Annotated in this window: 21 protein-coding genes; 10 read left to right on the top strand and 11 right to left on the bottom strand. The window is 65.7% G+C overall.

Features of this window, described 5'->3' with window-relative positions:
• Positions 1-43: 43 nt before the first annotated feature.
• Together pdxR (AC3RCG_RS11720) and AC3RCG_RS11715 are read right to left on the bottom strand one after the other, a co-directional pair.
• Complete coding sequence (pdxR, locus tag AC3RCG_RS11720; protein ID WP_492403927.1) at positions 44-1,519, bottom strand: MocR-like pyridoxine biosynthesis transcription factor PdxR; 1,476 nt, start codon at positions 1,517-1,519, stop codon at positions 44-46.
• Positions 1,516-2,451, bottom strand: a complete 936-nt coding sequence (locus AC3RCG_RS11715; protein WP_492403929.1) for a hypothetical protein — start codon at positions 2,449-2,451, stop codon at positions 1,516-1,518. The genes pdxR (AC3RCG_RS11720) and AC3RCG_RS11715 overlap by 4 nt, the downstream gene beginning before the upstream one ends.
• A 150-nt stretch (positions 2,452-2,601) precedes the next feature.
• Here AC3RCG_RS11715 and AC3RCG_RS11710 point away from each other — a divergent pair, with 150 nt between their 5' ends.
• Both AC3RCG_RS11710 and AC3RCG_RS11705 read left to right on the top strand, forming a co-directional pair.
• Positions 2,602-3,069, top strand: a complete 468-nt coding sequence (locus AC3RCG_RS11710; protein ID WP_492403931.1) for an META domain-containing protein — start codon at positions 2,602-2,604, stop codon at positions 3,067-3,069.
• 55 nt (positions 3,070-3,124) lie between these two features.
• The gene (locus AC3RCG_RS11705) at positions 3,125-3,847 is read left to right on the top strand and encodes an HAD-IA family hydrolase (RefSeq protein WP_492403933.1); all 723 of its coding nucleotides are present in this window, start codon (positions 3,125-3,127) and stop codon (positions 3,845-3,847) included.
• Here the strand turns inward: AC3RCG_RS11705 and AC3RCG_RS11700 are convergent.
• The 5 genes from AC3RCG_RS11700 to ssuE are packed head-to-tail and all read right to left on the bottom strand — an operon-like array spanning position 3,792 to position 8,267.
• Positions 3,792-4,634 carry an ATP-binding cassette domain-containing protein gene (locus AC3RCG_RS11700; RefSeq protein WP_492403935.1) on the bottom strand — a complete coding sequence of 281 codons (843 nt, stop codon included), beginning with the start codon at positions 4,632-4,634 and terminating at the stop codon, positions 3,792-3,794. The two genes, AC3RCG_RS11705 and AC3RCG_RS11700, sit on opposite strands and share 56 nt — an antisense overlap.
• A 17-nt stretch (positions 4,635-4,651) precedes the next feature.
• Entirely contained in the window at positions 4,652-5,443 is a 792-nt protein-coding gene (gene ssuC, locus AC3RCG_RS11695; RefSeq protein ID WP_070289708.1) for an aliphatic sulfonate ABC transporter permease SsuC, read from the bottom strand.
• Between the two features lies 1 nt (position 5,444).
• Positions 5,445-6,605: an FMNH2-dependent alkanesulfonate monooxygenase gene (ssuD, locus tag AC3RCG_RS11690; RefSeq protein ID WP_070289709.1), complete on the bottom strand. Its 1,161-nt coding sequence runs from the start codon at positions 6,603-6,605 to the stop codon at positions 5,445-5,447.
• Positions 6,606-6,617: 12 nt separating this feature from the next.
• Entirely contained in the window at positions 6,618-7,622 is a 1,005-nt protein-coding gene (locus AC3RCG_RS11685; protein WP_492403937.1) for a sulfonate ABC transporter substrate-binding protein, read from the bottom strand.
• A 24-nt stretch (positions 7,623-7,646) separates the two neighbouring features.
• Positions 7,647-8,267: an NADPH-dependent FMN reductase gene (gene ssuE, locus AC3RCG_RS11680; RefSeq protein WP_230505357.1), complete on the bottom strand. Its 621-nt coding sequence runs from the start codon at positions 8,265-8,267 to the stop codon at positions 7,647-7,649.
• A 255-nt stretch (positions 8,268-8,522) separates the two neighbouring features.
• Between ssuE and AC3RCG_RS11675 the strand changes: the two genes are divergently transcribed.
• The 5 genes from AC3RCG_RS11675 (at position 8,523) to AC3RCG_RS11655 (ending at position 13,640) form a co-directional block, all read left to right on the top strand.
• Positions 8,523-9,737 (top strand): acyl-CoA dehydrogenase family protein, encoded by a 1,215-nt coding sequence (locus AC3RCG_RS11675; protein ID WP_492403939.1) that lies wholly within the window; start codon positions 8,523-8,525, stop codon positions 9,735-9,737.
• 108 nt (positions 9,738-9,845) lie between these two features.
• On the top strand, positions 9,846-10,673 hold the full coding sequence (locus tag AC3RCG_RS11670; RefSeq protein WP_121669098.1) for a MetQ/NlpA family ABC transporter substrate-binding protein: 828 nt from the start codon (positions 9,846-9,848) through the stop codon (positions 10,671-10,673).
• Positions 10,674-10,676: 3 nt separating this feature from the next.
• A complete protein-coding gene (locus AC3RCG_RS11665) occupies positions 10,677-12,077 on the top strand; it encodes an LLM class flavin-dependent oxidoreductase (RefSeq protein WP_492403942.1) in 1,401 nt (466 codons plus the stop codon).
• Positions 12,078-12,184: 107 nt separating this feature from the next.
• Positions 12,185-13,087, top strand: coding sequence for a subclass B3 metallo-beta-lactamase (bla, locus tag AC3RCG_RS11660; RefSeq protein WP_099408700.1), 903 nt, complete (start codon positions 12,185-12,187; stop codon positions 13,085-13,087).
• Between the two features lie 73 nt (positions 13,088-13,160).
• The gene (locus tag AC3RCG_RS11655) at positions 13,161-13,640 is read left to right on the top strand and encodes an META domain-containing protein (RefSeq protein WP_492403944.1); all 480 of its coding nucleotides are present in this window, start codon (positions 13,161-13,163) and stop codon (positions 13,638-13,640) included.
• Between the two features lie 82 nt (positions 13,641-13,722).
• Here the strand turns inward: AC3RCG_RS11655 and epsC are convergent, their stop codons facing one another.
• Positions 13,723-14,661 (bottom strand): serine O-acetyltransferase EpsC, encoded by a 939-nt coding sequence (gene epsC / locus AC3RCG_RS11650; protein WP_492403946.1) that lies wholly within the window; start codon positions 14,659-14,661, stop codon positions 13,723-13,725.
• Positions 14,662-14,850: 189 nt separating this feature from the next.
• On the opposite strand from epsC, the gene AC3RCG_RS11645 reads away from it, so the two are divergent.
• Both AC3RCG_RS11645 and AC3RCG_RS11640 read left to right on the top strand, forming a co-directional pair.
• Entirely contained in the window at positions 14,851-16,026 is a 1,176-nt protein-coding gene (locus AC3RCG_RS11645; RefSeq protein WP_492403948.1) for a multidrug effflux MFS transporter, read from the top strand.
• 114 nt (positions 16,027-16,140) lie between these two features.
• Positions 16,141-16,263: a hypothetical protein gene (locus AC3RCG_RS11640; RefSeq protein WP_275528013.1), complete on the top strand. Its 123-nt coding sequence runs from the start codon at positions 16,141-16,143 to the stop codon at positions 16,261-16,263.
• Positions 16,264-16,617: 354 nt separating this feature from the next.
• Here the strand turns inward: AC3RCG_RS11640 and AC3RCG_RS11635 are convergent, their stop codons facing one another.
• Together AC3RCG_RS11635 and AC3RCG_RS11630 are read right to left on the bottom strand one after the other, a co-directional pair.
• On the bottom strand, positions 16,618-16,914 hold the full coding sequence (locus tag AC3RCG_RS11635; protein WP_070218319.1) for a hypothetical protein: 297 nt from the start codon (positions 16,912-16,914) through the stop codon (positions 16,618-16,620).
• A gap of 80 nt (positions 16,915-16,994) precedes the next feature.
• Positions 16,995-17,435: a carboxymuconolactone decarboxylase family protein gene (locus tag AC3RCG_RS11630; RefSeq protein WP_121671016.1), complete on the bottom strand. Its 441-nt coding sequence runs from the start codon at positions 17,433-17,435 to the stop codon at positions 16,995-16,997.
• Between the two features lie 103 nt (positions 17,436-17,538).
• On the opposite strand from AC3RCG_RS11630, the gene pdxR (AC3RCG_RS11625) reads away from it, so the two are divergent.
• Positions 17,539-19,011, top strand: coding sequence for a MocR-like pyridoxine biosynthesis transcription factor PdxR (pdxR, locus tag AC3RCG_RS11625; protein ID WP_492403951.1), 1,473 nt, complete (start codon positions 17,539-17,541; stop codon positions 19,009-19,011).
• Here the strand turns inward: pdxR (AC3RCG_RS11625) and AC3RCG_RS11620 are convergent.
• Positions 18,980-19,570, bottom strand: coding sequence for a DUF1287 domain-containing protein (locus AC3RCG_RS11620; RefSeq protein WP_492403953.1), 591 nt, complete (start codon positions 19,568-19,570; stop codon positions 18,980-18,982). The genes pdxR (AC3RCG_RS11625) and AC3RCG_RS11620 overlap by 32 nt on opposite strands.
• Between the last annotated feature and the right edge of the window lie 29 nt (positions 19,571-19,599).

Raw genomic sequence — 19,599 nt, 5'->3', positions numbered from 1 at the left:
TTTCTTCACATACGGCAGACCACTTGCGCGCTCACCCCAGCGCTCACCCCAGCGCGCGGGCCAGGCGGACGATGCCGCTGTCGATCTCGTGCGGCGTGAGCGCCGCAAAGCCCAGCAGCCAGCCGCCGCGTTCCGGCGGCGTCGCGTACAAGCGGCTCAGGCCAGGCAGCACGATGCCCGCCTGCGCCGCCAGGCGCAGCGTGTCCAGCTCGTCCCTGCCCTCGTGCAACAGACATGGCATCTGCAAGCCGCCCGGCGGCAGCTGCGCCGTGACGACGTGCGGCAAATGCCGCTGCACGGCCTGCGCCATCGCATCGCGGCGCACGGCGTAGACCTTGCGCATGGCGCGCACATGGGCCGCGAAATGGCCATCGGCGATGAAACGGGCCAGTGTCAGCTGGTCCAGCTGCGGCGTATGACCATCGAGAATGCTGCGCGCATACGTCATCGGTTTCACCAGCGCCGGCGGCAGCACCATGTAGCCGATGCGCAGACCGGGATACAGCGACTTGGCGAAGGTGCCCAGGTAAATCGTGCGCTGCTGTGCGTCGAGCCCCTGCACGCAAGCCGTCGGCAAGCCCGCGTAGTGAAACTGGCTGTCGTAATCGTCTTCGATGATCCAGCCCTGGCGCTCGGCCGCCCAGGCAGTCAGCGCGAGGCGGCGCTCGAGCGCCAGGGTGGCGCCCGTCGGGTATTGATGCGACGGCGTGACATAAATCGTGTTGGCTCCGCTGCGGTCCGCGCGCAGGTGGTCGATGGACAGGCCATGCGCATCGACGGGCACGGGCACGATCTGCAATTGCGCCATCTCGAACGCCTTGCGCGCGCCGAAATAGCCGGGATCTTCCATCAGGATGGGGCCATGCGCGTCGGCCAGCACCTGCGCGCACAGGTACAGGGCCTGGCGCGTGCTGCTCAGCACCAGCACCTGGCCGGCCGTGGCCCGCGCGCCCCGCTCCAGGTTCACATAGTCGGCGATGGCCTGCCGCAGCGGCTCGGCCCCTTGCGGGTCGCCGTGCAGCAGCATGCCCGCATGGTGTTCGCCGGCCGCCTGGCGCCGCAAGCGCTCCCACACGTCGAGCGGAAAGGCCCGCGTTTCCGGCAAGCCCGTGGCAAACGCCTTCACGCTTTGCTGGTCGGCCACGCCGCCGCTGGCGAGTATCTGCGCGCCGCGCGCGCTGAGCGCCACCGGCTGCGCGGACAAGGGCGGCAGCGTCGTCGCAGGCTTGCCCAGCAAGCTCGCGCCTATCGTCGGCGAGACGAAACTGCCCGATCCCGCCTGGCGCCGCAGATAGCCATCGAGGCGCAGCTGCGCATACGCCATTTCCACCGTGTCGCGCGACACGCCCAGCGATTGCGCCAGCGTGCGCGTGGCCGGCAGGCGCACGCCGGGCGCCAGCACGCCGTCGAGTATCAGCTGGCGCAGCGCGCGCTGCACGCGCACGCGCAGGTCGAGCGCCGCCAGTCCGGGAGCGGCAATGCGGATTTTCAGGGTGTCGAGTTCGAACTGCGGCGTCATATGGCCTTGGCGCGCGCCGCATCCACGGCCGCCATGCTGCTGGCCAGCGAAAAGCCGTGCTGCTGCAGCACCGCCACCAGCTGTTCGCCGGCGCAGCCCAGGCGCAGGTTTTCCGCCACCCAGTCCTGCCATTCGCGGCTGATGTCCGGCATCGGTTCATCGTCCAAGGTGAGACCGAGTATGCAGCTGGCCAGCAAGCCGTTGATGCGCTTCGTGTCGATCAGGTGCTGCACCACCGCGTGGCCCGAGTGGGGGAACGGATGCAGGGTGCAGCGGCCGAAGGCGGCCAGGCGCTGTGCGTGCATGGCGTCGAGGTTCACCGATTCGCTGGCGCTGGTGCCGGGATTGGCCACGTCAGGCCGCGTGCCGAACAGCAGGTGCATCCGCGTATATTCGGTGGCCCTGGCGCGGCACAGGGCCGCCAGGTCGTAATAACCCGAGAGCGGCGGGTCCTGCGCCAGCGACTCCATCACGGGCAGCCAGCGCAGCTCGTGATACAAACGCGCCTGCTGCACGTCGAGAAAAGACAGCGGCCCGAAGGCGACGATCTGCTGCGCCTCGAGCAGCAAGCCATACATGACGGCCGCGTACGCGCCCATGGACTGGCCGAGGGTGGTGACGGTACTTGGCGCGATGCGGCGCACGAGATCGCGCAAGGCTTGCGCGGTTTCATCGACATGATTTCCCAGCCCCGCGATGCGGCGGTGGTACCAGGCGTTGCCCGAATCGCGCACGAGTATCTTGTTCAGATGCTGCCCGCTGGCCTGCTCGAGCTTTCTCAGGCGCCCGTAAAAATCGAAGGCGGGACGCGTCGTCCACGAGACGAAGCCGAAGGCGATGACCAGCGGCGCGCCGGGCACAATGCGGTCGATCAGCACGTCGTCGCCAGTGGTGGCGACCAGTCGGTTATCCAGCGCTTGCGCTTCCAGCATCGGCCCGGCTCCCCGATCAAGGTTAAAACAATGGAAAGCATGAGTGTAATGCCAGGACTGGCAAAATGGAAACAAACGCCGCTGCGGTACGCCGGTCGGCGCGAAAAATCTGCTAGGCTGCAGACATACCACCCATCACAGGAGCATCCCATGCTGCATCGCCTGACGCATCGTTTCAAATACCTGTGCCTCGCCGCCGCCATCGCCATGGCCGGCGGCTGCGCCGCCACAGCCGACAGCGCCAGGCCGGACACGGGCCTGACGCCCACGTACAGCCTGACGAATACCTACTGGAAGCTGACGGAACTCGATGGCGCCCCCGTGACGATGGCGCCCGGGCAGGAGCGCGAAGTGCGCATCACGCTCACCGACGATGGCAAGGTCCATGGTTTTACGGGCTGCAACCAGGTCATGGGCGGCTACACGCTGGCCGGCACGGCCCTGCGCTTCACGCAGCTGGCCGGCACCCGCATGGCCTGCCCGCCGCCGCTGATGCAGCTGGAAAGCGCCGTGCTGGCCAATTTGAACAGCGTGACGGGCTACCGTTTCGATGGCGAATACCTGATTCTGCTAAAGGATGGCGCGCCCGTGGCCCGCTTTGAATCGGTCTACCTGTGAAATAAAAACCGGCTGCCGTTACAATGGCTTCCAGCCCATCAATTGGAAGGAAGCCATGTCCGCACTGCCCTCGCCGTCGTCATCCCCAACACCATCGGCCGCCGGCCGCTACCGGGCTTTTCTTTTTGACATGGACGGCACCGTCATCAATTCCATCGCCGCCGCCGAACGCATCTGGGGCACCTGGGCGCAGCGCCAGGGCCTCGACGTGGCTGCCTTTCTGCCCACGATCCATGGCGCGCGCTCGGTCGACACCATCGCCAAGCTGCGCTTGCCCGGCGTCGACGCGCAGCGCGAATCGCAGGGCATCACGGATGCGGAAATCATCGATGTGGAAGGGATTATTGAAATCGCGGGCGCGCTGCGTTTTTTGACGTCGCTGCCGCCCGCGCAATGGGCCATCGTCACCTCGGCGCCGCGCGCGCTGGCCACGGCGCGCCTGAAGGCGGCCGGCATGCCGATACCCGCCATCATGGTGACGGCGGAAGACGTCAAGGCTGGCAAACCAAAACCCGATTGCTACCTGCTGGCAGCGGAAAAACTGGGCGTGGCGCCCGTGGATTGCCTGGTCTTCGAGGATGCCTCGGTCGGCATCGAAGCGGGCGAGGCAGCCGGCGCGAAGGTCATCGTCGTCACTGCCACGCATGCGCAGCCGCTGGCCACGCGCCACCCGGCCATCGCCAGCTACGAGGGCATCGTGGCGACCGTCGATGGCGACGGCTTCATCGTGCTGGCGCAGTCATCTGACCCTGCGGCTGCAGCACCCGCGACAAGATAGCCTGCTCCAGCGCGGCGAAGGCCGCATGGCCGCGCTGACGCGGGCGCGGCAAGTCCACCTGCACGTCCATCGTGATCTGGCCATCCTCGATCAAGAGCACGCGGTCGGCCAGCGCCACCGCTTCGGCCACGTCGTGCGTCACCAGCACGGCCGTAAAGCCCCGCGCCAGCCACAACGACTCGATCAGCTGCTGCATCTCGATGCGCGTCAGGGCGTCGAGCGCGCCCAGGGGTTCGTCGAGCAGCAGCAACTGCGGCTCGTGCACGAGCGCGCGCGCCAGCGCCACGCGCTGCTTCTGCCCGCCCGACAGGGCCGACGGCCAGTCGTCCGCCCGCTCGGCCAGGCCCACCGTCCACAGCGAGGCGGCCGCCGCGCCGACGGAACGGGGCAGGCCCAGGGCCACGTTGTCGAGCACCGTCTTCCACGGCAGCAGCCGCGATTCCTGGAACATGATGCGGATGTCGGGCGCCCCGACACCGCTGCCGATGGCGACGCTGCCTTCATCGATGCTTTCCAGCCCCGCGATCGAACGCAGCAAGGTGCTCTTGCCGCAGCCGCTGCGTCCCACGATGGCGACAAATTCTCCCGCCTCGAGCTGCAGGTCAACGTTTTTCAGCACGGGGCGGCTGGTGTAGGATTTGCTCAGGTTTGCCAGTTCCAGGGGGACGCCACGCCGTTGCAAAGGGGTGGGTGGCGCCGTCTTCGCCTGCGGCGGCGCGCTGGCCGGGTCGTATTGCACGAAGTGCGACAAAAAGTCCGTTTCGATCTGGATGGGGGCAAGCAGCATGGTGTCCTCTTCAATCATTAGCGGTAAGCGGGATTCCAGCGCAGGCAGTGGCGCTCCAGCCGGCGCGAGAACATATCGGCCAGCTTGCCCAGCAAGGCGTACAGCAAAATCCCCACCAGCACCACGTCCGTTTGCAAGAATTCGCGCGCATTCATGGTCATGTAGCCGATGCCGGCCTGCGCCGAGATGGTTTCGGCGACGATCAGCAGCACCCACACGAGTCCCAGCGAAAAGCGCACGCCGACCAAGATGGAGGGCATGGCGGCCGGCAGGATCACGTCGCGGTACAAAGGCCAGCCGGACAAGCCATAGCTTTTCGCCATTTCGATCAAGCCCTGGTCGGCAGAACGGATGCCGTGGAAGGTGTTCAGGTAGACGGGAAAAAACACGCCGACGGCCAGCAGAAAGAGTTTCGCCGTCTCGTCGATGCCGAACCACAGGATCACCAGCGGAATCAGGGCCAATGCCGGGATGTTGCGCACCATTTGCAATGTCGTGTCGAGCAGGGTTTCCGCGTGGCGGAAGCTGCCCGTCAATAGGCCCAGCAGCAAGCCCAGTCCCGCGCCCACGGCGAAACCGACGGTCGCGCGCCACAAGCTCGTCTTCAGGTGCAGCCACAATTCGCCCGACACGGCCAGATGCCAGAAAGCCTTCGCCACGGCCCACGGCTCGGGCAGGATACGGCTCGACAGCCAGCCCCACTGCGCCGCCAGCTGCCAGGCCAGCAGCAGCGCCACGGGCAAGGCCCATGGCGCCAAGACATTCCGCCAGGGCGTGCCGGAAAGGCGCTTGACGGCGGCCGTCGCCATCTCAGGCCGCCTTTTTCTGCGGCGCGGCCGGTACGATATTGCTGGCCATGACTTCGCCGAAGGGGCCGCTCAAGGACTGTTCGCCCACGGCCTTGCCCTTGCCCAGCAGCGGGAACACCAGTTCGGCGAAACGGTACGACTCTTCCAGGTGCGGGTAGCCCGAGAAAATGAAGGTGTCGATACCCAGGTCCGCGTATTCCTGCATGCGCGCCACCACGGTCGGACCGTCGCCCACGAGGGCCGTGCCAGCGCCGCCGCGCACCAGGCCCACGCCGGCCCACAGGTTGGGCGACACTTCGAGCTTGTCGCGCCGCCCGCCATGCAGCGCCGCCATCCGTTGCTGGCCCACGGAATCCATCTTGCCGAACGCCGCCTGCGCCTTGGCGATGATGTCGTCGTCCAGGTGGCTGATCAATTCATCAGCCGCGCGCCAGGCCGCTTCGTTGGTCTCGCGCACGATCACGTGCAATCGGATGCCAAACCGTACCGTGCGGCCTTTTTTTGCGGCACGCGCGCGGATGTCGGCGATTTTCTCGGCGACTGCGGCGGGCGGCTCGCCCCACGTCAGGTACACGTCCATCTGCCCGGCCGCCAGTTCGTGCGCCGGCTCCGACGAGCCGCCGAAATACAAGGGCGGATACGGTTTCTGCACGGGCGGATACAGGGTTTTCGCGCCCTTCACCTGGATATGCTTGCCCTCGAAATCGTAGCCGGCCGCGCCGCCCTCGCCCGCCAGGGTGGCGCGCCACACCTTGATGAATTCATCGGAAATCTCGTAGCGCTTGGCGTGGTCGGCAAACAGGCCGTCCGCTTCCAGCTCGCCCTGGTCGCCGCCCGTGACGACGTTGATCAGCAGGCGCCCGTTCGACAGGCGGTCGAACGTGGACGCCATGCGCACGGCCAGGCCGGGCGTGGACAGGCCGGGGCGCACGGCCACCAGGAATTTGAGCTTTTGCGTCACGCTGATCAGCGACGACGCCACCACCCACGCGTCTTCGCAGGAGCGGCCCGTCGGCAGCAGCACGCCATCGTAGCCCAGCGTGTCGGCGGCCACGGCCACCTGGCGCAAGTAATCGGCATCGACGGGGCGCGCGCCCTGCGACGTGCCCAGGTAGCGGCTGTCGCCATGGGTCGGAATAAACCAGAAGACATTCAATGACATGATATTTATTCCTTATTTTGCGCTGGTGGCCAGCTGGCGCGCCGGCAGCAGCGCATCCTTGACAAGGATGGGTTTCGGAATCAGCTTCAGAGCGGAAAACGCGTCGGCCACCCTTTGCTGCGAGGCGATGACGTCGGGCGACACGGGTTTGACGCCATACGCATAGCGCGTAGCGGCCAGCGCCACCACATCCTTGCCCAGGCCAGTCTGCGCCGACAGGATCGCCGCCACCTCGTCCGGGTTGTTGCGGCCCCAGTCATCGACCTTGGCCACTTCATCGAGCACGATGCGCAGGATCTCGGGATGCTTTTCCGCATACGTGCGCGAGGCGAGATAAAACTGGTAATTCGCCACCAGGCCCTTGCCGTCGGCCAGCACGCGGGCGCCCAGCTGCTTTTCGGCGGCGGCCAGGAACGGGTCCCAGATGGCCCACGCGTCCACGCTGCCCCGCTCGAAAGCGGCGCGCGCATCGGCCGGCGGCAGGAACACGGGCTGGATGTCGGCGTACGCGACGCCTGCCTTTTCCAATGCCTTCAACAGCAGGTAATGCACGTTCGAGCCCTTGTTCAGAGCGATTTTCTTGCCCTTCAAGTCGGCCAGGGTGCGCAAGCCCGAACCCTTGGGCACGACGATGGCTTCGCTGGCGGGCGACGCCGGCTCATTGCCGACATACACCAGGTTGGCGCCGGCCGCCTGCGCAAAGATCGGCGGCGCCTCGCCCACGGTACCGAAATCGATGCTCCCCACGTTCAAGCCTTCCAGCAGCACGGGGCCGGCCGGGAACTCCGTCCATTTCACGCCCACGCCCTGCTCGGCCAGGCGTTTTTCCAGGGTGCCACGCCCCTTCAACAAGGTCAGGGTGCCGTATTTCTGGTAGCCGATACGCACCTGGACCTCCCCCTTGGCCTGCGCCTGCGCCGTGGCCGGCATGCCGGCCGCCATCACGCCGGCAGCGGCGGCAAACAGCAGGCCCAGAGTGGTACGGCGCGAGAGGCGTTGTGCGTGGCGGTGTGTCATGGCGGTTCCTTGGTCGGTGAATAATCAGGCGGCTTGATACTGGGGGGCGTAAGGCTGGTCTTGCAGCGAACGCACGGGTAACGAGATATCGACTGGCGCGGGCGGACGCCGCCCCTGCAGCACGAACAGGCCGGTGGACAGCTCCTCGATGCCGGCCTGCACGCGCGCGGCAATCGGCGCGTCCAGGCTCAAGCCCCCTTCTTCGTGCCACGCCAGCTGCTGCGCATTCGCATAAATGCTGGTGAAGACCTGCTTGGCGCCCAGCGCATGCAGCACGGGGCGCAGCGCATAGTCGAGCGCCAGGGTGTGGGCGTGGCCGCCGCCCGTGGCCAGCGGCAGCACCAGCTTGCCGGCCAGGCCATCTTGCGGCAGCAGGTCGAGGAAGGCTTTCAGCAAGCCTGTATACGACGCCTTGTAGATGGGCGTGGCGATCACGATGGCGTCGGCATCGGCCACGGCGCGCACGGCGCGGGCGATCGCCGCGTCGTCGTAGTCGGCCAGCAGCAGGGCGCGCGCCGGCAAGTCGCGCACATGCAGCTTGGCGTAGCTGTGGCCCTGCAGCGCCAGCTGTTCGCCGATATGCAGCAGCAAACGGCTGGAACTCGATGGGAGTTGCGGGCTGCCGCCCAATAACAAGATGCTCATGTGATGCCCGTCCCTGTACGTGATGGTTTGATTTGGCTACTTGGATGCTTGCAGCCTATCGCCATCAGCGGCCCGATAAAACGAATGCTTTCGCGCTTCGATATGCGTTTTTTGTCTATCCGGGCCTGACGCCCCGCAAGCGAAGACGCTCCTCCCCGCATGGCTTTTTTCGCATATCCATGCGCGGTTTTCTTCGTGTACGGCGCGCGCCCGGCGGTGCAATATCGGTCTCATCGTCTTTCTGGAATGTCACCCATGTCTAGCGTTTTTCTCCATGCCGCCCGTCCTCAGCCGCCTGTGCCGGAACCCCTGCAGGACGCCATCAGCATCGCCACGTTGCTGGCCGCGCGCCTGGCCGAAACGGCCAATGCCCGCGACCAGGCCGGCGGCCATGCGGCGCAGGAACGCGAATGGCTGCGCGAGTCAGGCTTGCTGACCCTGTCGATTCCCGTGGAATTCGGCGGCCAGGGCGCGTCGTGGCCCCTCGTGTACCAGGTGATCCGCATCCTGGCCCGGGCCGACAGCGCGCTGGCGCATGTCTTCGGCTTCCACCATCTGCAACTGGCGGGCCTGCAGCTGTACGGCAGCGCGCAGCAGCAGCGCCGCCTGCTCACCCTGACCGTCGACGAGCGCCTGTTCTGGGGTAATGCCCTCAACCCCCTCGACAAACGGGTCGCGGCCAGCGACAGCGGTGACGGCTACGTCCTCGACGGCATCAAGAGCTTTTCTTCCGGTTCCGTGGGCTCCGACTGGCTGACCGTCTCCGCCTGGCACGCGCCCACGCAGACGGCGCTGATCGGCGCCCTGCCCACGCGCCAGGATGGCGTGACCGTGCAGGCGGACTGGGACGCCTTCGGCCAGCGCCAGACGGACAGCGGCAATGTCCGCTTTGAAGGAGTCGCCCTGCCGCGCGAACTGGTGCTGCAGGCACCCGCGCAGGCCGCCACGCCGCAAGCCACCGTGCGCTCGCAGATCGCGCAGCTGATCATGGCGAATTTATACCTGGGCATCGCCGAAGGCGCGTTCGAGGCGGCGCGCCGCTACACGGGCGAGCAGGCGAAAGCCTGGTTTGCCTCGGGCGTGGCGCAAGCGACGGATGACCCTTTGCTCCAGCACCGCTACGGCCAGCTGTGGCTCTTGCTGCGCCCCGCGCAGGTGCTGGCCGATGCGGCGGCGCAGGAACTGGAAGCCGTATTCCGCAAGGGCGCGCTGGTGACGGCGCGCGAACGGGGCTTGCTGGCCGTGGCCGTGGCCGAAGCCAAGTGTCTGGCGCACAAGGCGGGCCTGGAAATCAGCAGCCAGATGTTCGAACTGACGGGCGCCCGTTCCACCTCGGCCCAATACGGCTTCGACCGTTACTGGCGCAACGTGCGCGTGCATACCCTGCACGACCCCATCGACTACAAGCTGCGCGACCTGGGACGCTTTGCCTTGACCGGCACGGTACCTGAGCCAACCGCGTACTCGTAAAACCACGGCCTGGGCGAATCGATACATTTGCGCCGCAGGCAATTTAACGGACTTCCGGGGTCAGACTCGGCGGGTCTGACCCCAGTTCTTCACTAAGCAGGAGTTAACATGACCATCGCCCGCCGCAGCATCGTCCTCACCGCCCTGACCCTGGCCTTGACGGCCAGCTTCGCCCACGCCAAGGACCCGAAAGACATCACCATCGGCACCAGCGCCGGGCCGTATGCGGACCAGATCAAGCTGGGCATCAAGCCTATCCTGGAAAAACAGGGCTACAAGGTCAAGCTGGTCGAGTTCAACGATTACATCCAGCCCAACTTCGCGCTGGCCGAGGGTTCCTTGGACGCCAACGTGTTCCAGCACATCGTCTACCTGAAGAAATTCGCGCTCGAGCACAAGCTGGCCCTGACGGACCTGATCACGATCCCCACGGCGCCGATCGCCATCTACAGCAAGAAGCACAAGACGCTGGACGACGTGAAGGAAGGCACGACCGTGGGTTTGCCGAACGATCCGACCAACCAGGCGCGCGCGCTGGTGCTGCTCGACCAGCTGGGATGGATCAAGCTGCGCGCCAGCTTCGACCCCGTGCGCGCGTCGGAAAAGGATATCGCCGTCAACACGAAGAAAATCAGGCTGCTGCCGCTGGAAGCGGCGCAGCTGCCACGCTCGCTGGGCGACACCGATTACTCCTTCATCAACGGCAATTACGCGCTGGCCTCGGGACTGAAACTGACGGAGGCGCTGGTGGCCGAGAAGATCTCGCCCAACTACATCAACCTGGTGGCCATCCGCACGGCCGACAAGGACAAGCAGTTCGCCAAGGACCTGGCGGCCGCCTACCGCTCGCGCGAATTCCTCGACATCACGAACAAGCACTTTGCCGGCTACTCGAAACCCGACTACCAGCAAGCCTTGCAGACGGCAGCCAAATAAGCCATGGCCAAGACGATACGCTTCAACGCCTTCCAGATGAATACCGTCGGCCACCAGTCGCCGGGCCTGTGGACGCATGCGCGCGACCGCAGCCACCGCTATACCGATCCTGCACACTGGACGGAACTGGCGCGGCTGCTGGAAGCGGGCCTGTTCGACGCGGTTTTTCTCGCCGACGTGCTGGGCGTGTATGACGTCTACCGGGGCAGCCTCGATGCGGCCCTGGAACACGGCGTGCAGGTGCCGCTGAACGACCCGCTGGCCCTCGTGCCCATCATGGCGCAAGCCACCACGCACCTGGGTTTCGGCGTCACCTGCGCCCTCACCTACGAACATCCGTACACGTTCGCGCGGCGCATTTCCACCCTCGACCACCTGACCGGCGGGCGCATCGGCTGGAATATCGTCACCGGCTACCTCGACAGCGCGGCGCGCAACCTGGGCTTGAACCAGCAGCTGGGCCACGACGAGCGCTACGATCTGGCCGACGAGTACCTCGACGTCGTCTACAAGCTGTGGGAAAAAAGCTGGGACGACGACGCCGTCGTCAACGACAAGGCGCGCGGCATCTACGCCGATCCGGCCAAGGTCCATCCGATCAACCATGCCGGGCGCCACTACCAGGTGCCCGGCATCCATTTGTGCGAGCCGTCGCCGCAGCGCACGCCGCTGCTGTACCAGGCGGGCACCTCGCCGCGCGGCACGCGCTTCGCGGCGCGCCATGCGGAAGCGACGTTTGTCAGCGGTCCCAGCAAGACGGTCGTCAAGCGCTACGCCGACGACTTGCGCGCCGCCGTGCGGCAAAGCGGGCGCGATGGCGAAGCGCTGCTGATCTACGCCCAGGCGCTGGTCATCACGGGCGCCACGGAGGCAGAAGCACGCGCCAAACACGCCGACTACTTGCGCCACATCAACATCGAGGCGGCGCTGGTGCTGCTGTCGGGCTGGACGGGCGTCGATTTCAGCCGCTATCCGCTCGACGCCACCATCGACTACATCGATTCCCCGGCCGGACGCTCGGCGCTGGCCTCGTTCAGCCAGGCCGACCCGGACCGCACGTGGACGGTGCGCGAGGCGGCCGAATACATCGGCCTGGGCGGGCGCGGCCCCGTGCTCGTGGGCGACGCGCGCCAGGTGGCCGACCAGCTGGAAAGCTGGCTGGACGAGACGGGCATCGACGGCTTCAATCTCGCCTTCGCCGTGGCGCACGACAGCATGGCCGACGTGGTGGAACACATCGTGCCGGAACTGCAGCGGCGCGGCCGCTACCGCACCCGCTACGAGCAAGGCAGCTTGCGCCACAAGGTCTTCGGCCAGGGCCCGCGCCTGCCCGCCAGTCACGCGGGCCGCCAGGTCAGCATCGCGCCTTTGGCCCCGCCCGGCGCCACGCTGGCCGCCGCCTGAGCGCCTGCTAGCCAGACGACGCCCTGGCCGGCATGACTGCCAGCGTTTGCATCGCGCCCCGTTCCGTGTCAGCATATGCCACCCTGGCAACACGGATAAGGATCGCAATGCCCCTCACACCACCACGCGCGCTGGTCCTGGCAATGCTGCTGGGCAGCCCCGCCACCCAGGCACAAACATCTGCGCCAGCCACGCCGCCGACGCCTGGCTGCGAAGTCTGTGCCGCCTGGAACGAGGACCAGACGCCGTTCCGCATCTTCGGCAATACCTATTATGTGGGCGTGAAAGGCCTCAGTTCCGTGCTCATCACCTCGCCGCAGGGCCATGTGCTGATCGACGGCGGCTTGCCGGAATCGGCGCCGAAGATCATCGCCAATATCGGCGCGCTGGGATTTCGCATCGAGGACGTCAAGCTGATCCTCAATTCGCACGGCCATATCGACCACGCGGGCGGCCTGGCCGAGCTGCAGCGGCGCAGCAATGCGCTGGTGGCCGCCAGCCCGTCGGCCGCGCTGGACCTGGCGTCGGGCGAAGTGGGGCCGGACGACCCGCAATACCACGCGCTGCCCAAGTATCCGCCCGTCAAGGACATGCGCTTGGCGCGCGACGGCGGCCAGTTCAATGTCGGCCCCATCAAACTGACGGCGCACGCCACGCCGGGCCACACGCCCGGAGGCCTGAGCTGGACGTGGCAATCGTGCGACGGCCCCCGCTGCCTGAACATGGTCTACGCGGACAGCCTCAACGCCGTCTCGCGCCCCGGCTTCAAGTTCAGCGCCAGCAGCGAGTATCCGAACGCGGTGGCGGACCTGCGCCACAGCTTCGAGACCCTGGAAAAGCTGCCTTGCGACGTGCTGATCTCGGCCCACCCGGAAGCGTCGCAACTGTGGGAACGGCTGGAAGCGAGTGCCACGGCCGGCAGCGAAGCCTTTGTCGACCCGCAGGCCTGCCGCGCCTACGTGGCGGCGGCGCGCACCTTGCTCGAGGCGCGGCTGGAGCAGGAGCGGTAGACTTGTCAACCGTGCACGCCGGCGCGGCGCGTATCTGCTAATCTGACGTCATTCATTTGAAGAAGGAAATGCCATGTTCAAGATTGCCAGACTGATTCCACTCGCCGCCATTGTCGCCATCACGGCCGGCTGCGCGCAAACGCCCGTGCGCAGCGACGCTGCCGCCGCGGCGCCCGGCGCCACCTCGCCCGCCAAGCCGGCGCCGAAGCTGACGGGCACGCAGTGGAAGCTGAAGGAATTGAAGGGCAAGCAAGTGGTGCGCAAGGCGCCCGAGCAGCGCGACGTGACCCTGCAGTTGGCCGAAGGCCGCGCCAGCGGCCACAGCGGCTGCAACCAGATGATGGGCGGCTATACCAGCGATGGCGTCAGCACCCTGGCCTTCTCGCAGCTGGCCGGCACCATGATGATGTGCCAGCCGCAGGACATGGACCTCGAACGCGAGCTCTTGACCACCCTGGGCGAAGTCAATGGCTACCGCTACGCGGACCAGGAATTGCTGCTGCTGAAGGATGGCGTGCCCGTGGCCCGCTATGAAGCGCTGGCGGTGAAGTAAACCCAACCGCAAATACCGGGGTCGTACCCTGAGGGTACGACCCCAGTTTCTGCGCTGGGGTTCGTTTTTCCTTTCATTCTTCTCAATCGTTGCGCATCTGCGCCTGCGATACGTTACTCTCAGGCGGCACGCTCTGCGTCAGCCACACATTCCCCCCGATAGTCGATCCCGCGCCGATGGTGATGCGCCCCAGCACGGTCGCGCCCGCGTAAATCACCACGTCATCCTCGACGATGGGGTGGCGCGGCGTGCCCTTGATCAGCGCGCCGGAAGCATCGGCGGGAAAGCGCTTGGCGCCCAAGGTGACGGCCTGGTACAGGCGCACGCGCTGGCCGATGATGGCCGTCTCGCCGATCACCACGCCCGTGCCGTGGTCGATGAAGAACGATGCGCCGATGTGCGCGCCCGGGTGGATGTCGATGCCCGTCAGGGTGTGCGCGATGTCGGCGATCAGGCGCGCCAGGAAAGGCGCGCCGAGCGCGTGCAGCTGGTGGGCCAGGCGGTGGTACAGAATGGCGATGGTGCCCGGATAGCACAGCATGATCTCGGCCACCGAGGTGGCGGCCGGGTCGCCCGCATAGGCGGCCTGCACGTCCGACACCAGCAGGGCGCGGATGTCGGGCAGGCTGGCGGCAAACGCGCGCGTGATGTCGCGCGCCTGCTGCGCCAGCACCGCATCATCGCTGGCGCCGTTCTGTTCATCGCCAGCTGGTATGGAAAATAGCAAGCCGCGCCGCACCTGCTCGCTGAGTCGGTTCAGAGTCGTGTTCAGCGTGTCGCCGACAAAATAGTCGATGCTTTCATCGGTCAGATTCGGACGCCCGTAATGCGTGGGGAACAGGGCCGCCGACAGGCCGTTGACGATGGTGGTGAGCGCTTCGCGCGACGGCAGTTCACGCACCCTGCCGTTATGGCGGATCTTGTGCTTGTCTTCGCGCGAGCTGCGCAGGGCCTGGATCACGGGTCCCAGGTTCCACTGGGCCGTGTCGTCGGCGGGCGCCGCGGGATAAATACTGTGCATGGCGTATCACTTCCAGAAAATGGCCAACAAGCCGGGTCGCCCCAGCTTAACGGTGACGGCAAGCGGTGCAAACGAAGAATTTCAAGGTTCCATATACGAAAATCGCATATGGATGGCAGGCCGCCGCAGCACCGGACCCGATTCCCGCCGCTAGCGTAAAATGACGGACTAACAAAAACACTCTTCAACATGACTAAATTATTAACCTGGATTTTGGCGGGCCTGGCGATGGTCGGACCGCTTGCAATTGACACCTATCTGCCGTCTTTCCCCGCCATCACGCAAGATTTCAATGCCAGCCCCCTGCTGGTGCAGCAGACCCTGAGCTTTTTCCTGTTCACGTTCGCCTTCATGATGCTGTTTTACGGCACCCTGTCCGATTCGTTCGGCCGCCGTCCCGTGATCCTCGTCTCGCTGGTGCTGTACGTGATCGCTTCCGTGGGCGCCGCGCTGGCGCCGTCGCTGGGCTGGCTGCTGGCCTGGCGCGTGCTGCAGGGCCTCTCGGCGGGCGCCGGTTCCGTGATCGGCCGCGCCATCGTGCAAGACCGCTATTCCGGCGCCGCCGCGCAGAAAATCCTCTCGCACATCATGATGGTGTTCGCACTGGCGCCGGCCATCGCCCCCGTGCTGGGCGGCTGGCTGCAGGTCAGCCTGGGCTGGCGCTGGATTTTCTGGTTCCTCACTGCTTTCGGCGTGCTGATGTTCGTCGTCGTCTGGCGCGCGCTGCCCGAAAGCCTGCCGAAGGAGCAGCGCCACGCCTTCCACCTGGGCGGCATCGCCGTCAATTACTGGAAAGTGCTGTGCCACCGCCAGTTCCTGCTGCTGTCGACGGCCATCGGCGCCGCGTTTGGCGGCTTCGCCCTGTACATCGGTTCGGCCGCCTACTTCATCATCAACATCCTGCATTTGCCGGAAACGGCCTTCGCCTGGCTGTTCATTCCCCTGATCAGCGGCATGGTGTTCGGCTCGGCCCTGTCGGCGAAAATCGCCCACCGCTACAGCCAGCGCCAGATGATCTGGGCCGGCTTCATCTTGATGCTGGTCGCCGCGCTGGCCAACATCGGCTACAACTATGTGTTTGCCGCCGAAGTGCCATGGGCCGTGCTGCCGCTGTTCTTCTACTCGTTCGCCCTGTCGATCGCCATGCCGCCGATGACCCTGATGGCCCTGAACCACTTCCCCAACAACAGCGGCCTGGCGTCGTCGATGCAGTCGTTCATCCAGATGCTGCTGTTCGCGCTGGTGTCTGGCCTGGTGGCGCCGCTGCTGTTCGACAGCGCGCTGAACCTGGCGTATGGCGTGATGGCGGGGCTGCTGGTGAGTTTGCTTTGCTGGGTGTTTGCGCAGGGTAAAGCCGAAACGTAGGTCGGATTAGCGCAAAGCGCGTAATCCGACAACATTGTTGGCGGGTGACGTCGGATTACGCGCAAGCGCTAATCCGACCTACGACCTAAGCCGACCTACGGCCTGTTCGCGCTGGTGTCGGGACTGGTGGCGCCGCTGCTGTTCGACAGCGCGCTGAACCTGGCGTATGGCGTGATGGCGGGGCTGCTGGTGAGTTTGGTTTGCTGGGTGTTTGCGCAGGGCAAAGCCGAAACGTAGGTCGGATTAGCGCAAAGCGCGTAATCCGACAACATTGTTGGCGGGTGACGTCGGATTACGCGCAAGCACTAATCCGACCTACGACCTAAGCCGACCTACGGCCTGTTCGCGCTGGTCTCGGGCCTGGTGGCGCCGCTGCTGTTCGACAGCGCGCTGAACCTGGCGTATGGCGTGATGGCAGGGCTGCTGGTGAGTTTGGTTTGCTGGTTGTTTGCGCAAGGGAAGGCAGAAGCGTAGGTCGGATTAGCGCGCAAGCGCGTAATCCGACTGCATCTGCCAACCATGTTGTCGGATTACGGCCCTTCGGTCCTAATCCGACCTACAACCAAGATAGAGGCACGATGACGGCCAAGGTTACGGCCACGGTGCCGGCGTCACATCCTGGTATTGCGCCCCGCCCTGCTCCGGTTCTGCTTCATTGTTCAGCGATGGCTGGTTCAAGGAACCTGCCGGCGAACGCAAGCTCAAGATTTCCTTGCGCGTCTCGACGAAGTCGGCGGAACTCAAGGGGTGCTGCTGGTCCGGCCAGTGGCTGACGGCCCATTCCTGCAAGGCTTCGAAGCGCCGCCACAGTTCGGCGATGAATTCGCGGCGCGCCTCTTCCTCCTGCTGCGGCGTCTTTTCGGCGCCTTCCCCGATATGTACTTGCATGGCTGCTCCCTGGCTGATCAATCGTCCTGCCAGCCTACGCAGGCAGCAGCCAGGCGTCTGTTCGCGAACGAACAAAGAGCTTATTCAGGCATCTTGCGAAAGCCCACGGCCAGGCGGTTCCAGGTATTGATGGAGCCGATGGCCAGAGTGACGTTGACCATCTCGGCCGACGTCAATTGCTGCGCCAGCGCCGCATAGTCTTCGTCGGACGCATGATTTTGCGGCAGCAGGGTCAGCGCCTCCGTCCAGGCCAGCACGGCCCGCTCGCGCGGCGTGAAGAACGGCGTTTCGCGCCAGACGGAGACGGCATACAGACGGCGCTCCGTTTCGCCCGCCTTGCGCGCATCGCTCGTGTGCATGTCCACGCAAAAGGCGCAGCCATTGATTTGCGAGGCGCGCAGGCGGATCAGCTCGAGCAGCGAGTGTTCCACGCCCAGTTTGGCGATGGCCGCTTCCAGCGCATACATGGCCTTGACGGCGTCGGGCGAGGCTTGCGTGAAATCGAGTCGTTGCTGTGTCATGATGCATTCCTTGATAATGAGAGATGCATCATTGTAGAAGCGCAGGAAGTACGCGCGGCAGGCCAATCCCCCCGAAAAACAGCAGACCACCAACAGATACTCCATGGAATTACACATCCTGATCGACGGCACGCGCGACCTGGGCGGCCAGCTGTACCGCCAGCTCAGCGAAGCCATCCGCTCGGGCCGGCTGACGGATGGGCAGCAATTGCCGCCCTCGCGCCTGCTGGCCAGCCAGCTGGGCCTGTCGCGCAAGACGGTGTCCGACGTATATGAAAAGCTCGGCTATGAAAAGCTGCTGGTCGGCAAAGTGGGCGTGGGCAGCTTCGTGCAGACGCCGCATGCCTCACCGCAGCGCCGCCATGCGAGCACGCCGCTGGCCAGCGCGCAGCGCATCGCCCGCTGGGAAGCGACACCCACGCCCCTGCGCCGCGCCAGCCAGGAAACGCCGGCACGCTACGCCTTCATCGGCGGACGTGCCACGCCCGCGCATTTCCCGCAGGATGAATGGCGCGCCTGCATGCTGCATGCACTGCGCCAGGGCGGCCAGGCGCGCGGCCGCTATGGCCCCGCGGAAGGCTTGCCCGCCTTGCGCGCGGCGATCGCCGGCCATGCCGCCTTCAGCCGCGGCATCCATTGCACCGAGGAGCAGGTGCTCGTCACCAGCGGCGCGCAGCAAGCCTTGCACCTGCTCGCGCTGACCCTGCTCGAGCCGGGCGACACGGTTGCCGTGGAAGAACCCGGCTACCCCGTGGCGCGCGCCGTGTTCGCCAGCCAGGGCGCGCGCGTGGTGGGCGTCGAAGTGGACGAGGATGGGATCATCGTCGCGCAAATCCCGGACGGCACGCGGCTGATCTACGTCACGCCCGCGCATCAATTTCCGCTTGGCATGCCGATGAGCATGGCGCGCCGCCATGCCTTGCTGGAGCGGGCGCAGCAGCTGGGCGCCATCATCATCGAAGACGATTACGACAGCGCCTTCCGCTACGAGGGCCGGCCCGAGGATGCCCTGCAAAGCATGGACCGCTACGGCATCGTCGCGCACGTGGGCAGCTTTTCCAAGATCATGCTGCCGGAATTGCGCCTGGGCTATGTCGTGCTGCCGCAAGCCATCGTGGCCGCCATGCAGACGGTGAAATACCTGAGCGATTGCCATACGGCCAGCCTGGGCCAGCATGCGCTTGCCAAGTTCATCGGCGATGGCCATTTGCTGCGCCATATCCGCCGCTGCCACGACATCTATGCGGGGCGGCGCGAACGGCTGCAGCACTGGTTCAACGGCCCCTTGGCCCCATGGTTCCGCCTGGTGCCGGCCAGCGCCGGCTTCCACGTGGCGGCGCTGGCGCAGGCGCCGCTCGATATCGCGGAATTGCTGCGCCGCGCGCGCCTGGCCGACGTCAGCCTGTATGCGCTGGCCGGTTTTTACCACGGTCCAGCCCGCCATGAAGGCCTGTTCCTCGGCTATGGCGCCATCGACAAGCTCGATATCGACACGGCGCTGGCCAGGGTGCTGGCGATCCTGCAAGAGATCGCGCCCCTGCCTCTCAACGGGGTTGCCAACGATAGTGCCCCGTAATCGGATAGCTGAATAAAATGTTTTCCTCGCGCGCGCCCTCGCCGATGTTGTGGATGATCAGCGGCACGCCGCCCCACGACTGCTTGTCGCTGACGATGCCGATGTGGGTCAGGTTGCGCGGCAGGCGCCAGGTGACGATGTCGCCCGCGCGGTAAGCGTTTGCTTCCTTGCTTGGCTGCAAGCTGGTGCCGTGGCGGGCAAAATACGTACCCAGGTTCGGCACGCGCCGGTGGTCGATGTTGCGGTCCGGCCCCTTCATCTGCCAGCGTCCCTGCTGCTGGTACACCTGCCACGCCTTGCGCATGTCTTCGTGCACGAGCACCTGCAAATCCTGCCCAAGTTTACGGTAGGCACGCACGACCACGTCCGTGCACACGCCGCGTTCGGGCGGCACGTCGCCGCCCGGATAGGCGAGGCGCTCGTAGCGCGGGTCGTACTGCACGGTGACGCCCACCTGGCTGCGGGCGGCGGCGACGAGCGCTTGCGGGGTGGCAGGGGCTGCCGACGCCAGCATGGGCGCCAGGGCAAGCATCAGGAGGGAGAACAGTTTGATTGGCATCAACGTCGATAATCAGATGGAAATGCCAA

The organism is Janthinobacterium sp. GW823-FHT01H08 (assembly GCF_058797855.1).
The sequence above is the reverse complement of the archived record's forward strand: the minus strand, read 5'-3'. Positions and strand labels throughout refer to the sequence as shown.

Coding starts and splice junctions, on each gene's coding strand:
- pdxR (WP_492403927.1), bottom strand. CDS start 1,519: ATGACGCCGCAGTTCGAACTCGACACCCTGAAAATCCGCATTGCCGCT.
- AC3RCG_RS11715 (WP_492403929.1), bottom strand. CDS start 2,451: ATGCTGGAAGCGCAAGCGCTGGATAACCGACTGGTCGCCACCACTGGC.
- AC3RCG_RS11710 (WP_492403931.1), top strand. CDS start 2,602: ATGCTGCATCGCCTGACGCATCGTTTCAAATACCTGTGCCTCGCCGCC.
- AC3RCG_RS11705 (WP_492403933.1), top strand. CDS start 3,125: ATGTCCGCACTGCCCTCGCCGTCGTCATCCCCAACACCATCGGCCGCC.
- AC3RCG_RS11700 (WP_492403935.1), bottom strand. CDS start 4,634: ATGCTGCTTGCCCCCATCCAGATCGAAACGGACTTTTTGTCGCACTTC.
- ssuC (WP_070289708.1), bottom strand. CDS start 5,443: ATGGCGACGGCCGCCGTCAAGCGCCTTTCCGGCACGCCCTGGCGGAAT.
- ssuD (WP_070289709.1), bottom strand. CDS start 6,605: ATGTCATTGAATGTCTTCTGGTTTATTCCGACCCATGGCGACAGCCGC.
- AC3RCG_RS11685 (WP_492403937.1), bottom strand. CDS start 7,622: ATGACACACCGCCACGCACAACGCCTCTCGCGCCGTACCACTCTGGGC.
- ssuE (WP_230505357.1), bottom strand. CDS start 8,267: ATGAGCATCTTGTTATTGGGCGGCAGCCCGCAACTCCCATCGAGTTCC.
- AC3RCG_RS11675 (WP_492403939.1), top strand. CDS start 8,523: ATGTCTAGCGTTTTTCTCCATGCCGCCCGTCCTCAGCCGCCTGTGCCG.
- AC3RCG_RS11670 (WP_121669098.1), top strand. CDS start 9,846: ATGACCATCGCCCGCCGCAGCATCGTCCTCACCGCCCTGACCCTGGCC.
- AC3RCG_RS11665 (WP_492403942.1), top strand. CDS start 10,677: ATGGCCAAGACGATACGCTTCAACGCCTTCCAGATGAATACCGTCGGC.
- bla (WP_099408700.1), top strand. CDS start 12,185: ATGCCCCTCACACCACCACGCGCGCTGGTCCTGGCAATGCTGCTGGGC.
- AC3RCG_RS11655 (WP_492403944.1), top strand. CDS start 13,161: ATGTTCAAGATTGCCAGACTGATTCCACTCGCCGCCATTGTCGCCATC.
- epsC (WP_492403946.1), bottom strand. CDS start 14,661: ATGCACAGTATTTATCCCGCGGCGCCCGCCGACGACACGGCCCAGTGG.
- AC3RCG_RS11645 (WP_492403948.1), top strand. CDS start 14,851: ATGACTAAATTATTAACCTGGATTTTGGCGGGCCTGGCGATGGTCGGA.
- AC3RCG_RS11635 (WP_070218319.1), bottom strand. CDS start 16,914: ATGCAAGTACATATCGGGGAAGGCGCCGAAAAGACGCCGCAGCAGGAG.
- AC3RCG_RS11630 (WP_121671016.1), bottom strand. CDS start 17,435: ATGACACAGCAACGACTCGATTTCACGCAAGCCTCGCCCGACGCCGTC.
- pdxR (WP_492403951.1), top strand. CDS start 17,539: ATGGAATTACACATCCTGATCGACGGCACGCGCGACCTGGGCGGCCAG.
- AC3RCG_RS11620 (WP_492403953.1), bottom strand. CDS start 19,570: ATGCCAATCAAACTGTTCTCCCTCCTGATGCTTGCCCTGGCGCCCATG.